The sequence below is a fragment of the Actinomadura pelletieri DSM 43383 genome (assembly GCF_003634705.1).
GTDB lineage: Bacteria > Actinomycetota > Actinomycetes > Streptosporangiales > Streptosporangiaceae > Spirillospora > Spirillospora pelletieri.
Genome location: NZ_RBWU01000001.1, coordinates 1,317,841 through 1,331,011, shown reverse-complemented (window position 1 = coordinate 1,331,011; position 13,171 = coordinate 1,317,841). Strand labels below are relative to the sequence as shown.

Genomic DNA, 13,171 nt, shown 5'->3' with positions numbered 1-13,171 from the left:
CCCAGGCGAGGGGACGACCCCCCACACCCCCCGGTTCACTTCACTCATACGTGTGCCTTGTGGGGGGACGACCCCCCACACCCCCCGGTTCGCTGCGCTCATGCTGTCACCAGTTTCTTCACCACGGAGGCGAAGAACCCTAGACCGTCCGTGGACGGTCCGGTGAGTGACTCCACGGCGTGCTCCGGGTGGGGCATGAGCCCGACCACATTGCCGGCCTCGTTGCAGATGCCGGCGATGTCGTCGAGGGATCCGTTGGGGTTGAGGTCGACGTACCGGGCGACGATCCGGCCGGTGTCGGCCAGCTCCGTCAGGGTCTCCCGATCGGCGGTGTAGCGGCCGTCCCGGTTCTTGATCGGGATCACCAGCTCCTGGCCTTCACGATATTCGCTCGTCCACGCGGTGTCGGCGTTCTCCACCCTGAGACGCTGGTCACGGCACACGAAGTGCAGGCCGGAGTTCGGCAGCAGCGCGCCGGGCAGCAGGTGCGACTCGCACAGCACCTGGAAGCCGTTGCAGATGCCGAGGATCGGCAGGCCGGCGCCGGCGGCGGCGACCAGTTCGGTCATCAGCGGCGCGAACCGGGCGATCGCGCCGGCCCGTAGGTAGTCGCCGTAGGAGAACCCACCGGGGAGCACGACGGCGTCGACTCCACGCAGGTCATGGTCGCCGTGCCAGAGCACGACCGGTTCCGCGCCGGCCAACCGGACGGCGCGTGCGGCGTCCCTGTCGTCGAGCGAACCGGGGAAGGTGATGATCCCCACCCGGGCAGCGTCCATCTGTTCTGTTCCTCCGAAATGAGGGGGCGGCCGGGACGGGCGGGTCGTACCGCCGAACACCCCGATGCGCGTCACATCCCCCGCGCGCGTACCAATCTACCCGGCGCTACGGCTGAGTCGGCGGTCGAGGCGTCGGACCAGTGCCTCATCACGCCAGGTCAGGCGCTTCCGCAGGTGAACGATGGTGCCCCGGTCGGGTGATGAGTCGATGTCCAGGTCGTCCACCAGAGCACGCATGATCTTAATGCCGCGGCCGGATTCGCTCAAAATCCCCCGTTCTCCGGGGGCCGGTCGGGGTCCACGACCCCAGTCCATGATCTTCAGTGTGCAGACGCCCTCGTCGACCCGTCCGACCACCACGTACTCGCCGGTCGCGCGGGCGTGCTGGACGGCGTTCGTGCAGGCCTCGGAGAGGGCGACCAGGACGTCGTCGACGCAGTCGGCGGTGACGCCCAGCCCCCGCAGCGCGTTCCCCACCACCCGTCGGACCACCGGGATGCTCGGCTCCTCGCGCGGCAGCGAGAGCGAGAATCTCATATCCACCCGGACACCTCGTGTCAGCTCCGGAAAATTCACCGACGGTCCCCCGACCCCGGAGCGTGCTCGACGAAACTTCGACGCAGCTAACACTTCCCCCGCGGAATGTTCCGTAATCGCTATACTCGCGGGCCCTCCACAGAAGACCCGCCGACACCGGCAACCGATCGGCACCGTGTGGAACGCGCCAATGCGGGCTATCGCCGCACGCTATTCCCTGCCATTTCTGGTCAGAAGCGTCAGATAACGCGAACCTCATAGTTCTCGATGACGGGGTTGGCCAGCAGCGTCTCGGCGATCTTGCCGACCCGTTCCAGGGCCGCCTCGTCGGCCTCGCCCTCCAACTCCACCTCGAACCGCTTGCCCTGGCGGACGGCGACGACCCCGTCAAAGCCCATCTGCGGCAACTTCCGGGCGATCGCCTGCCCCTGCGGGTCGAGGATCTCCGGCTTGAGCATGACGTCGACGACGACACGCGCCATGGCCGCCCCCTCTGTGATCAGCGCTTTTCCTTACGACCCTGAAGCGTACGGCACCATTTACCCATCACGAACCAGCCGCACCCCCCGGAGCCGCCCGATGGACATCGAGGACCTGACCCCTGCGGAGCGCCGTCTTTGGACGGCGTTCCCCAAGGGCGAATCGGTCGACCTGTCGTCCGGTGACCCGGTCTACGACGACATCGGTCAGGCCGACCAGTGGGGCCACGAACGGGTGGTCAGAGCGGAGGTCCTCGTCGCGCTGCTCGTCGGCGCCGTGGAGCCCGAGCCGGGACAGGTCGCGGCCGTCCGGCTGGGCGGTGCCCGCATCACCGGCTCGCTGAACCTGGGCCATGCCGAGGTCACCGTTCCGCTGGCGCTCACCGGCTGTTCGTTCGACGAGGCGCCGCACCTGTACTGGGCGAGCATGAACAGCGTCCATCTGATGCGCTGCCGCCTGCCGGGTCTGATCGCCTCCGGTACGCGGGTCGACGGGCATCTGTGGCTGGAGGGCAGCCGGATCAGCGGCGGGCTGTGGCTGGACGGCGCCAACATCACCGGCATCCTGAACATGTCGGGCGTCCAGTTGAGCAACCCGGGCGGGGACGCGCTGCTCGCCGACCGTCTCACCGTCGAGGCCAACGTGTACTGCGACCAGGGCTTCAGCTCCACGGGTGAGGTCCGGCTGCCCGGCGCCACGGTCGGCGGTCAGCTGATCTTCCGGGGGGCGCGGCTGCACAACCCGTCCGGCGCCGCCCTGTACGCCAGCCGCCTGAACGTGGCGGCGAACGTGTTCTGCGACGGCGGGTTCAGCGCCGAGGGCGAGGTGCGGCTGCGCGGCGCCACGGTCGGCGGGTACCTGTCGTTCGTCGGCGCGCGGCTGTCCGCGCCGCAGCGCACGGCCCTGAACGCCGACGACCTGACCGTCGAGACCGACATCTACTGTTCCGACGGCTTCTCGGCCGTCGGCACCGTCAGCTTCTCCGGCGCCCGCGTCACCGGTCAGCTCAGCTTCCGGGACGCCCACCTGCGCCACGACCAGGGGACGGCCCTCAGCCTCCAGCGCGTCCAGGCCGAGGAGCTGCTGCTGCGCACCGCCGAACCGATCCACGGCACCGCCGACCTGTCCTACGCCCGGATCAACCTGCTGCGGGACGACGCGTCCTCCTGGCCGGAGCGCCTCCAGCTCGACGGCCTCCAGTACGAGACCCTCGATCCGCCGCTCACCGCCCGCGAGCGCCTCGCCTGGCTGCGCCGCGACACCGACGGCTACGCCCCGCAGCCCTACGAGCGGCTCGCCCAGACGTACCGGTCCCTCGGGTTGGACGCCGACGGACGGTCCGTCCTGCTCGCCAAGGCCCGGGACCGGCGCAAGACGCAGGGCATGTCCCGCAAGGTCATCGGCTTCCTTCAGGACGGCCTGGTCGGCTACGGCTACCGTCCGTTCCGCGCGGCGAGCTGGCTGATCGGTCTGCTCGCGTTCGGAACGATCGTCTTCTCCCTGCACAAGCCGGATGTGCTGGACACCGGTCAGAAGCCGCACTTCAATGCGTTCTTCTACACGCTCGACCTCATCCTCCCCATCGGCACCCTCGGGCAGGAGACGGTGTTCGCGCCCAAGGGCGTCTACCAGTGGATCGCCAACTTCATCGTGGCGGCCGGGCTCGTCCTCGGTCTGACCGTCGCCGCGGGCGTGACCAGGGCGCTGTCCCGCGAGTAACCCGCCCGTTCGGGGGAACCGGGTGGGATGTGTCACGTTTGCGTCAGGGAAGTGGGCTGAGGGTAGGGACCCGGGTGGCGGGACTTGCATCGCAGGGTGTGATGTCTGCCACGATGGCATAAGCGGCTTTCGTCCCTTACCGGGGCCGGGAGCCGTTGGCATCGGCCACCGCACGGCGATCCCGTGCGCCGGCCCCGAACGAGGAGTGTCATCGATGACGATCGACTCCGTGCGCGGCGCGCCCGACACCCCCGAGCTCGCCGAACCTGAGCTCGTCCAGCTGCTCACCCCCGAGGGGGAGCGCGTCGAGCATCCCGACTACCCCCTGGACCTCAGTGCCGAGGAGGTACGCGACCTCTATCGCGATCTGGTGATCGTACGGCGCCTCGACCTGGAGTCGGTGGCGCTCACCCGGCAGGGCGAACTGGGCCTGTGGCCGTCGCTGCTCGGCCAGGAGGCCGCGCAGATCGGCTCGGGACGCGCCCTGTCCGAGAACGACATGGTGTTCCCCACCTACCGGGAGCACGGCGTCGCCTGGTGCAGGGGCGTCGACCACCTCAACATGGTCGGTCTGTTCCGCGGCGTCAGCCACGGCGGCTGGGACCCGGCCGAGCACAACTTCCACCTGTACACGGTCGTGATCGGCGCGCAGACGCTGCACGCGACCGGCTACGCGATGGGCGTCCAGCGGGACGGCGTCGTCGGCACACCGTCGGCGACCGCGACCGTCGCCTACTTCGGTGACGGCGCGACCTCCCAGGGCGACGTGAACGAGTCGTTCGTGTTCGCCTCCGTGTTCAACGCGCCCATCGTGTTCTTCTGTCAGAACAACCAGTGGGCCATCTCCGAACCCCTCGAACGGCAGTCGCGGATCCCGCTCTACCAGAGGGCGCAGGGGTACGGATTCCCGGGCCTGCGCGTGGACGGCAACGACGTCTTCGCCTGTCTGGCCGTGACGAGGAAGGCCCTGGAGAACGCCAGGGAGGGGCAGGGCCCGACGCTCATCGAGGCGTTCACGTACCGGATGGGCGCCCACACCACCACGGACGACCCCACGCGCTACCGGCTGAAGGCCGAAGAAGAGGCGTGGAAACTCAAGGACCCGATCGAGCGGGTCAAGGCGTACCTGGTCCGCAACGACCACGCCGACACCGCCTACTTCGAGAAGATCGAGGACGAGGCCAAGCAGGCCGCGCGGGACCTGCGCAACCGGTGCCTCGCCATGCCCGACCCGAAGCCCCTGACGATGTTCGACCATGTCTACGCCGAACACCATCCGTTGATGACCGAGGAGCAGGAGCAGTTCGCCGCCTACCTGGCGTCGTTCGAGGAGGAGGCGAAGTGACCACGCTCACCCTCGGTAAGGCCATGAACGAGGGCCTGCGCAAGGCCCTGGAGAACGATCCGAAGGTCCTCGTCATGGGCGAGGACGTCGGCAAGCTCGGCGGCGTCTTCCGCGTCACCGACGGCCTGCAGAAGGACTTCGGCGAGGAACGCGTCATCGATACCCCGCTGGCCGAGTCCGGCATCGTCGGAACAGCGATCGGGCTGGCGCTGCGCGGCTACCGGCCCATCGTCGAGATACAGTTCGACGGGTTCGTGTTCCCCGCCGCCGACCAGATCATCACCCAGCTCGCGAAGATGCGGATGCGGTCGCTCGGCGCGCTGTCGCTGCCGGTCGTCATCCGGATCCCGTGCGGCGGTGGCATCGGCGCGGTGGAGCACCACTCGGAGTCGCCCGAGGCCTACTTCACGCACACCCCCGGCCTGCGGGTCGTGACGTGCTCCAACCCGGTGGACGCGTACACGATGATCCAGCAGTCGGTACTGTCCCCCGACCCGGTGATCTTCTTCGAGCCGAAGCGGCGGTACTGGGACAAGGCCGAGGTCGACGTCGAGTCGTCACCGGGCGACTGGACGCCGCTGCACCAGGCGCGGGTCGTCCATGCGGGCGAGCACGCGACGCTGCTGGCGTACGGCCCGTCGGTGAAGACGTGCCTGGAGGCCGCGGCCGCCGACGAGGGACGTTCGCTCGAGGTCATCGACCTGCGCTCCCTGAACCCGCTCGACATCGACACCGTCGTCGAGTCGGTGAACCGGACGGGACGGTGCGTCGTCGTGCACGAGGCGCCGGTGTTCAACGGGTTCGGCGCCGAACTCGCCGCGCGGATCACCGAGCGGTGCTTCTACCGGCTGGAGTCGCCGGTGCTGCGCGTCGGCGGGTTCTCCACGCCGTACCCACCGTCCCGCAACGAGGACGACTACCTGCCCGACCTCGACCGCATCCTGGACGCGGTCGACCGGACCTTCGCGTGGTGACGCCGGTGAGCCAGCCGAAAATCTTCAACCTGCCGGACGTGGGCGAGGGCCTGACCGAGGCCGAGATCGTCAAGTGGCATGTCCAGGTGGGCGACACGGTCGAGATCAACGACACCATCGTGGAGATCGAGACCGCGAAGGCGATCGTGGAACTGCCCTGCCCGTTCGAGGGCGTGGTGACGGAGCTGATGGTCACCGAGGGCGCGACCGTGGAGGTCGGTGCCCCGATCATCGCGGTGAACGCGGCGGGCGAGGGCGGCGTGGCCACCCCCGTCCCGGAGCCTCCGGCGCAGACCGCGGCGCCCCGGGCGGAGGACGCCGTGCCGACCGCCGACGAGCCCGGCATCGTGTCGGCGCCGCCGAAGGAGCAGCCGAAACGCCAGCCCGTCCTCGTCGGTTACGGGGTGAAGGAGGGGGCGACCAAGCGCCGTCCGCGCAAGACGCCGAACGGCACACCGCCGCCCGCGCCCCCGGCCGCGCCGCCCGCTCGTGAGGCGGCGGTCACCGCGCCGCCCGCGCCTCGTCCACAGCCTGTGGAGAACGGGATGCCGCTGGCCAAGCCGCCGGTCCGGAAGATGGCGAAGGACCTCGGCGTGGACCTCGCGACCATCGCCGGTTCGGGCCCCCGCGGTTCGATCACCCGGGACGACGTCCTCGCCGCGCACTCCGCGCCGTCCGCGCCCGCCGCCCAGGCGGGGCCGCGTGAGGAGCGGACGCCGGTCAAGGGCGTCCGCAAGGCGACCGCGGCGGCGATGTCCCAGTCGGCGTTCACCGCGCCGCACGTCACCGAGTTCCTCCAGGTGGACGTGACCCGGACGATGGAGACCGTGAAACGGCTCCGCGAACTCCCCGAGTTCGCGGACGTGAAGGTGTCCCCGCTGTTGCTGGTGGCGCGCGCGCTGATCACGGCGGTGGCACGGAACCCGCAGGTGAACGCCACCTGGGTGGACGGTCCGTCCGGCGCCGAGATCGTCGTCAGGCGCTATGTGAACCTGGGGATCGCGGCGGCCACCGACCGGGGTCTGATCGTGCCCAAGGTGAAGGACGCGCAGGACCTCGACCTGCCCGGCCTCGCCCGCGCCCTGCACGAGCTGGCCGTCAAGGCCCGCGCGGGCAAGGCGTCCCCGGCCGACCTGTCCGACGGGACGATCACGATCACGAATGTCGGGGTGTTCGGCGTGGACGCCGGAACTCCGATCCTCACGCCCGGTGAGGCGGCGATCCTCGCGTTCGGCCAGATCCGCGACATGCCGTGGGTGCACGAGGGCGAGCTGGCGATCCGGAAGGTCACCACGCTGTCGCTGTCGTTCGACCACCGGATCGTGGACGGCGAACTGGGGTCGCGGGTCCTGCGCGACGTCGGCGACATGCTGGAGGACCCCGTCCGCATGTTGGCCTGGAGCTGATCGCACGCTCGCGGGGCCGGTGCCGCGCCACGGCACCGACCCCGCGAGCCTGTTCAGGGCCGGAGGTCAGGGGCCGGGTGGGTTGTCGCCGTCGTAGAGGCGCTCGTCGCGTCTCGACTGGAACCGCGGCCCGCGCTGCTGCATCCGGGACATCATCAGCATCTGCAACAGGAAAGTCGCCCCGCCGACAATGATCAGGATGACGCCGATGATGTGAATGTCCACCGGGTCGGTCATCGCGTCCGGTTTGATCGCGAATTTAAGGATCAGCCCGAGGGTGATCGTGAAAACACTGACGCCGAGACCCATGCGATGACCTCCGCCAGACGATCTGTGTCCGTGCTCTTTAACTATCCGTTCGGCTCGTCCGTCACACGTCGAAGCGATCACCTACGAGACGGGGACCTTGTCGACCTTGCCGAAGGGGCCGCCGTCGAAGGTGACCGACGTGACGTTCCCGGGCGGCGCGGGCAGGTAGACGAAACCGCGGACGGGCTGGTCGACGCCGGTGCGGAAGACGGCGCGTCCGGGACCGACATAGGGGGCGGGCGCTCCGGGCGCGCGCGGCCCGACACGGACGGCGCGGTAGATCTCCTTCGCGCCCGGCACCTGGAGGGAGAAGGACGTGAACACGCCGCCCGGGTAGTCCTTGTGCGGGTAGGAGGCGTACGGCGGGGTCGGCCCGGGGCCCTCGTTCACGATGTCGAACACGGCGACGATGTAGGCGCCGTCCCGGTAGAACGGCTTGACGTCCAGACGACGTTTCGCCACGCCGAAGCGTCCGTACCGGCTGGCGACGGTCTCACCGTCCTGCGGCCGGAACGCGGCGGGCCCACCCGGAGCGCCGCTCGCGCCGGTGGACGGTCCCCGCGAGCCCGGCGTGCCCACGGGCGAGTCGGTCGCCGCCCGTTTGACCTGGTAGGAGATCTCGACCCGGCGGTTGCGGGCGCGGGCCTTGGCGTCGTCCGCGCCGCCCTCCTTGGCGACCGGTTCCGCCTCGCCCTTGCCACTGGCGGTGTAGACGAAGCCGCTGCCGAGCCGCGACCTCATCTCCTTGAGCACCGCCTCGGCACGTTCCTTCGACAGCCGCAGGTTGTGCTTGTCGCCGCCCTTGGTGTCGGTGTGCCCGGTGAAGGTCAGCGGGCCGGAGGCGGTCGTCTTGATCTGGCGTGAGGCCTCGTCCAGGAGGGCCTTCGCGCGGCTCGACAGCTTCGCCGAGTCGGTGTCGAACAGCACGTCGGTGCGCAGGCCGACCGTCACGCTGGTCCCGCTGGCGCTGACGTCCTTGGTCTCGCCCTCGACGATGTCGTACAGGTCGGCGGGGTTGCCGCCCGGCACGGTCCCCGGCAGGGTCATCTCGGGGAACGGGCCCGTCTCGGAACGCGACGGCGACGGCCGGGGCGACCTCGCGTTCGGGCGGGCCGAACGCGAGCGCTCGGACGAGGGCGAGCGTGACGGCGCGGCCATCGGATCGGCCCCGCCGGGTCGTCCGTCCCCCTGAGGTGAGAATCCCGGGGGGAGGGAGAACCCGGGCGGAAGCGAGAAACCGGGCGGCGGTGAGAACCCGGGTGGGAGGCCGCCCCCGGGCGCAGCCGAGGAGCCCGGACCGGACGGCGGCGAGAAGCCCGGCGGCAGCGGCCCGGACCCTCCGGCGGGCGGGCCGGGCGAGGGGACGGTCACGGGAATGCCGGTGAACTCACCGGCCGTGCCCGGGGTCAACGCCGTGATCTTCTGGACGTCCGGCGGAAGCGCCGGATACTCGGCCGCCATCTCGCGGGACGAGCCGGGCGCGAAGTGGTCCCCGCTCGTCGACCCGGTGGGACGGTAGAGCTTCCGTCCGACGGGGTCGAGGAGGTCGATGGCGAACGTCACCGACTTCGTCTCCGAGTCCAGCGACGTCACGCTGTAGCGGAGCACCGACTTGCCGCCCTGCCGTTCGACGCCCTTGATCTCGACGCGCGCGTGCAGGCCCTCCGCTCCCCCGAACCAGCCCTCCTTCGCGTATCCGGCCGTGGCGGTGTGGGATCCGCCGACGCCCACCGTGGGCGGATCCCACGGCTCGGCCTTGTCGGCGGCGGTACAACCGGCGATCAGCAGGAGCCCGACGAGGGAGCCGGCGAGGGAGACAGCGGGAGGCAGGGCGGGCATCGGTCATCCGGTCGGGGGAGACTGTCGAAGGACGCGGCCAACAGTAGCCACCCGCCGCGGGCCCCCGCCAACATCCGGCGGAGGGACCCGCGACACGAAATGATCACGACGCGGTCGGGACGCTCAGAACGCCGCTTCGGGCAACTCCATCACGTCGAGGTCGGTGGCCTCGGCGATGGCGCGTTCCGATGCCAGCCGCGGCAGCACGGTCCGGCAGAAGAACTGCGCCGCCGCGACCTTCCCGGTGTAGAACGCCTCGTCGGAGTCGGACACCGGGGGACGCCCGTCCGCGCCGGCGAGCGCGGTGAGCGCGACCTCGGCCTGGCGGCACAACAGCCAGCCGACGATGAGGTCGCCGAGGGCGAGCAGCAGCCGGGACGTGTTGAGCCCGACCTTGTACAGCTCCCTCGGGTTCTCCAGCGAGCCGAGCGCCCAGCCGACCATCGGGTCGATGATGCCCTGCACGTCGTCCAGGGCCCGGCCGAGCAGGGCCCGCTCGTTCTTCAGCCGCCCGTTGCCCGCGTCGGACTCGGCGAACGCCCTGATCTCCCCGACGAGGACCTGGAGCGCCGCGCCGTGGTCCCGGAGGATCTTGCGGAAGAACAGGTCCTGGCCCTGGATCGCGGTGGTGCCCTCGTACAGGGTGTCGATCTTGGCGTCGCGGATGTACTGCTCGATCGGATAGTCCTGCAGGTAGCCGGACCCGCCGAGCGTCTGGAGCGACTCGGCGCCGAGCAGCGCGTAGGCGCGTTCCGAGCCGAAGCCCTTCACGATCGGCAGCAGCAGGTCGTTGAGCTTCTCGGCGCTCTCGTCCCGGCGGCCCTCGTGCTCGGCGACCTGCACGGCGTCCTGGTAGGACGCGGTGAGCAGCACGAGCGCCCGCATGCCCTCCGCGTACGCCTTCTGCGTCAGCAGGCTGCGCCGGACGTCCGGATGACGGGTGATCGGCACCCGCGGGGCGCTCTTGTCGGTCATCTGGGTCATGTCCGGCCCCTGGACGCGCTCCTTCGCGTACTCCAGCGCGTTGAGGTAGCCGGTGGACAGCGTGGCGATGGCCTTCGTCCCGACCATCATCCGCGCGTACTCGATGACGAGGAACATCTGCTTGATGCCCTCGTGGACGTCGCCGACCAGGTACCCGACCGCCGGGTGCTTCTCGCCGAACGTCAGCTCGCAGGTCGTGGAGACCTTGAGGCCCATCTTCTTCTCGACGTTCGTCACGTACACGCCGTTGCGTTCGCCGAGTTCACCGGTGTCGAGGTCGACCAGGTACTTGGGGACGAGGAACATCGACAGGCCCTTGGTGCCGGGGCCGGCGCCCTCGGGACGGGCCAGCACCAGGTGGAAGATGTTCTCCGCCATGTCGTGCTCGGCGGAGGAGATGAAGCGCTTGACGCCCTCGATGTGCCAGGTGCCGTCGTCCTGCCGGACGGCCTTCGCGCGGCCCGCGCCGACGTCCGATCCGGCGTCCGGCTCGGTCAGCACCATCGTGGCGCCCCACTTCCGTTCCCTGGCCAGCTCGGCGAACCGCTTCTGCTCGGGTGTGCCGATGCGCCACAGGATCTGCGCGAAGCCGGGGCCGGACGAGTAGATGTACACGGCCGGGTTCGCGCCGAGGACCTGTTCCGCGACCGCCCAGGTGAGGGAGCGCGGGGCGAGGCTGCCGCCGAACTCGGGCGCGAGGTCGAGCCGGTACCACTCGGCGTCCATCCAGGCCCGGTACGACTTCTTGAAGCCGTCGGGCACGGTGACGGTGCCGGTGGCCGGGTCGAACGCCGGCGGACGGCGGTCGGCGTCGGCGAAGGAGTCGGCGATCGGGCCCTCGGCCAGCCGGGTGACCTCGGCGAGGACGCTGCGCGCGGTCTCCTCGTCGATGTCCTCGTATGGGCCGGTGCCGAGGAGGTCCTGGCGCCTGAACACCTCGAAGAGGTTGAACTCCAGGTCACGGACGTTGCTCTTGTAGTGGCCCATGCGAGCCTCCGTTGGATCCCGTGGCGGTCTGACGACCGGCCGCATTGCGTACTGGTCGGTAACTCACCTTCATGCTACCCGCTGGTAACCGTCATTGGACCCCCAAATCGCCCCCAGAAATGGATGCGGATCACATCGAACCGCGCTCGGTCCACTGTTGTGACGCAAATCACCTCCATCCCAGGTGTATCTCTACTAAGCGGTAGCCCAATAGCGACAAACAGGACATTTAGGATGTTTGGCTACAAACGACATGACCTGCCTGCGAAGTTGATCTCTGGCGACGTGACGAGCGTCCTAATAAGGGGCGACCAATCAGAGCTTTTCACGACGATTCCGGTCTATCTCTTGACAAGATTTAGGGCGATCCGGTAGTGGACCGGACCCATCAGACCGTATGTGGCCGAACCCGACGAATCTGAACCATCATCTGATCTGCTCACTCTTAACGGAGGTAGCGCGGGGGGAGCCACCACCGAACTTTCCCCTCGCCCCATGCAGAGGAAGGTTCGATCTTGTCGTCTGTTACGGGGTGGTTGAGTGATGCCTGGAGTTCGATCACGGGGTCCGTGTCGTCGGGCGACTGGCGATCCTTCGTCCCCCTAGGGTTCGCGGGGCTTCTCGTCTGGGGCCTGTGGATCTATCGCGTCATCTTGTCCCGCATGTACAAGCCGGTGGTCAACAACTTCCGGACGACCACCTCCGTGGTGGTCCCGTCCTACCGCGAGGACCCGGAGATCATGATCCGGTGCCTGGAGAGCTGGCTCGCCCAGGACCCCAACGAGGTCATCGTCGTGATCGACGTCGGCGACACCGAGGGTCAGCGCCGGCTCACCCAGGTCACCGACCCGCGGTTGCACATCCTCGTCTACGAGCACTCCGGCAAGCGTTCCGCGCTCGGCGTCGGCATCCGCGCCGCCCGCGGCGAGGTCGTCGTGTTCGCCGACTCCGACACCTGGTGGCAGCCGGGTCTGCTCGCCGCCGTGCAGATGCCGTTCGAAGACCCGCAGGTCGGCGGCGTCGGCACCCAGCAGAACGTCTACCAGCGCACCACCAGCGTCTGGCGGCGCATCGCCGACTGGCTGGTCAACCTGCGCTACTACGACTACGTCCCCGCCATGGGTTCCAAGGGCGGCGTCGCGTGCCTGTCCGGCCGCACCGCCGCCTACCGCCGTTCGGTGATCCAGCCCGTGGTCGAGAACCTGGAGAACGAGTTCTTCCTCGGTCGCCGCTGCATCGCCGGGGACGACGGCCGGCTCACCTGGCTGACCCTGTCCCAGGGGTACAAGACCGTCCACCAGTCGTCGGCACGCGCGATCTCGATGTTCCCCGACTCGTTCCGCGCGTTCTTCAAGCAGCGCATCCGCTGGAGCCGGAACTCCTACCGCTGCTACCTGACCGCCCTGTGGAAGGGCTGGCTGTGGAAGACGCCGTTCGTCACCAAGGTCACCGTGCTGCAGATCCTGCTGACCCCGGTGACCATGGGCGTCACGCTCGGCTACCTGATCTTCAGCCGGATCCTCGGCAACCTGACCCCGCTCGGCATCGGCCTGGCGATCGGTTGGGTGCTGCTCGGCCGCGCCATCCGCGGCTGGTCCCACCTCAAGCGCCACCCCGGAGAGATCCTGTTGCTCCCGCTGACCGTGCTGGTCATCATCCTCATCTCGCTGCCCATCAAGCTCTACGCGTTCATCACGATGAACAAGCAGGGCTGGCTGACGCGCTCCGCCGACCAGGTCGGCGGCGCCGGCCAGACCGCGAGCTCGCTCCAGGGGGTGGGATGAGGTGTCAGATGCCCAACCCTCCTCCCCG

The 13,171-nt window shown here is 69.2% G+C and carries 11 protein-coding genes; 5 read left to right on the top strand and 6 right to left on the bottom strand.

Annotation, left to right across the window (positions count from 1 at the left end; translation table 11 throughout):
• Window positions 1–98 precede the first annotated feature (98 nt).
• From purQ to purS, 3 genes are all read right to left on the bottom strand, one after another.
• A complete protein-coding gene (purQ, locus tag BZB76_RS06010; RefSeq protein WP_121433235.1) occupies window positions 99–779 on the bottom strand; it encodes a phosphoribosylformylglycinamidine synthase subunit PurQ in 681 nt (226 codons plus the stop codon).
• 96 nt (window positions 780–875) lie between these two features.
• Window positions 876–1,316, bottom strand: a complete 441-nt coding sequence (locus BZB76_RS06005; protein ID WP_246006766.1) for an ATP-binding protein — start codon at window positions 1,314–1,316, stop codon at window positions 876–878.
• A 239-nt stretch (window positions 1,317–1,555) separates the two neighbouring features.
• Entirely contained in the window at window positions 1,556–1,798 is a 243-nt protein-coding gene (gene purS / locus BZB76_RS06000) for a phosphoribosylformylglycinamidine synthase subunit PurS (protein ID WP_117403263.1), read from the bottom strand.
• A gap of 97 nt (window positions 1,799–1,895) precedes the next feature.
• Between purS and BZB76_RS05995 the strand changes: the two genes are divergently transcribed.
• The 4 genes from BZB76_RS05995 (at window position 1,896) to BZB76_RS05980 (ending at window position 7,240) form a co-directional block, all read left to right on the top strand.
• Window positions 1,896–3,515: a hypothetical protein gene (locus BZB76_RS05995; RefSeq protein ID WP_121433233.1), complete on the top strand. Its 1,620-nt coding sequence runs from the start codon at window positions 1,896–1,898 to the stop codon at window positions 3,513–3,515.
• 214 nt (window positions 3,516–3,729) lie between these two features.
• A complete protein-coding gene (gene pdhA / locus BZB76_RS05990; RefSeq protein WP_121433232.1) occupies window positions 3,730–4,860 on the top strand; it encodes a pyruvate dehydrogenase (acetyl-transferring) E1 component subunit alpha in 1,131 nt (376 codons plus the stop codon).
• A complete protein-coding gene (locus tag BZB76_RS05985) occupies window positions 4,857–5,834 on the top strand; it encodes an alpha-ketoacid dehydrogenase subunit beta (protein ID WP_121433231.1) in 978 nt (325 codons plus the stop codon). The genes pdhA and BZB76_RS05985 overlap by 4 nt, the downstream gene beginning before the upstream one ends.
• Window positions 5,835–5,839: 5 nt before the next feature.
• The gene (locus BZB76_RS05980) at window positions 5,840–7,240 is read left to right on the top strand and encodes a dihydrolipoamide acetyltransferase family protein (RefSeq protein WP_121433470.1); all 1,401 of its coding nucleotides are present in this window, start codon (window positions 5,840–5,842) and stop codon (window positions 7,238–7,240) included.
• 66 nt (window positions 7,241–7,306) lie between these two features.
• Here BZB76_RS05980 and BZB76_RS05975 read toward each other — a convergent pair whose 3' ends face one another.
• The 3 genes from BZB76_RS05975 to BZB76_RS05965 form a co-directional block, all read right to left on the bottom strand.
• On the bottom strand, window positions 7,307–7,549 hold the full coding sequence (locus tag BZB76_RS05975) for a DUF6458 family protein (RefSeq protein ID WP_121433230.1): 243 nt from the start codon (window positions 7,547–7,549) through the stop codon (window positions 7,307–7,309).
• Between the two features lie 81 nt (window positions 7,550–7,630).
• The gene (locus BZB76_RS05970; RefSeq protein ID WP_121433229.1) at window positions 7,631–9,388 is read right to left on the bottom strand and encodes an OmpA family protein; all 1,758 of its coding nucleotides are present in this window, start codon (window positions 9,386–9,388) and stop codon (window positions 7,631–7,633) included.
• A 123-nt stretch (window positions 9,389–9,511) separates the two neighbouring features.
• The gene (locus BZB76_RS05965) at window positions 9,512–11,359 is read right to left on the bottom strand and encodes an acyl-CoA dehydrogenase (protein WP_121433228.1); all 1,848 of its coding nucleotides are present in this window, start codon (window positions 11,357–11,359) and stop codon (window positions 9,512–9,514) included.
• 662 nt (window positions 11,360–12,021) lie between these two features.
• Between BZB76_RS05965 and BZB76_RS05960 the strand changes: the two genes are divergently transcribed.
• On the top strand, window positions 12,022–13,143 hold the full coding sequence (locus tag BZB76_RS05960; RefSeq protein WP_121433469.1) for a glycosyltransferase family 2 protein: 1,122 nt from the start codon (window positions 12,022–12,024) through the stop codon (window positions 13,141–13,143).
• Window positions 13,144–13,171: the final 28 nt, after the last annotated feature.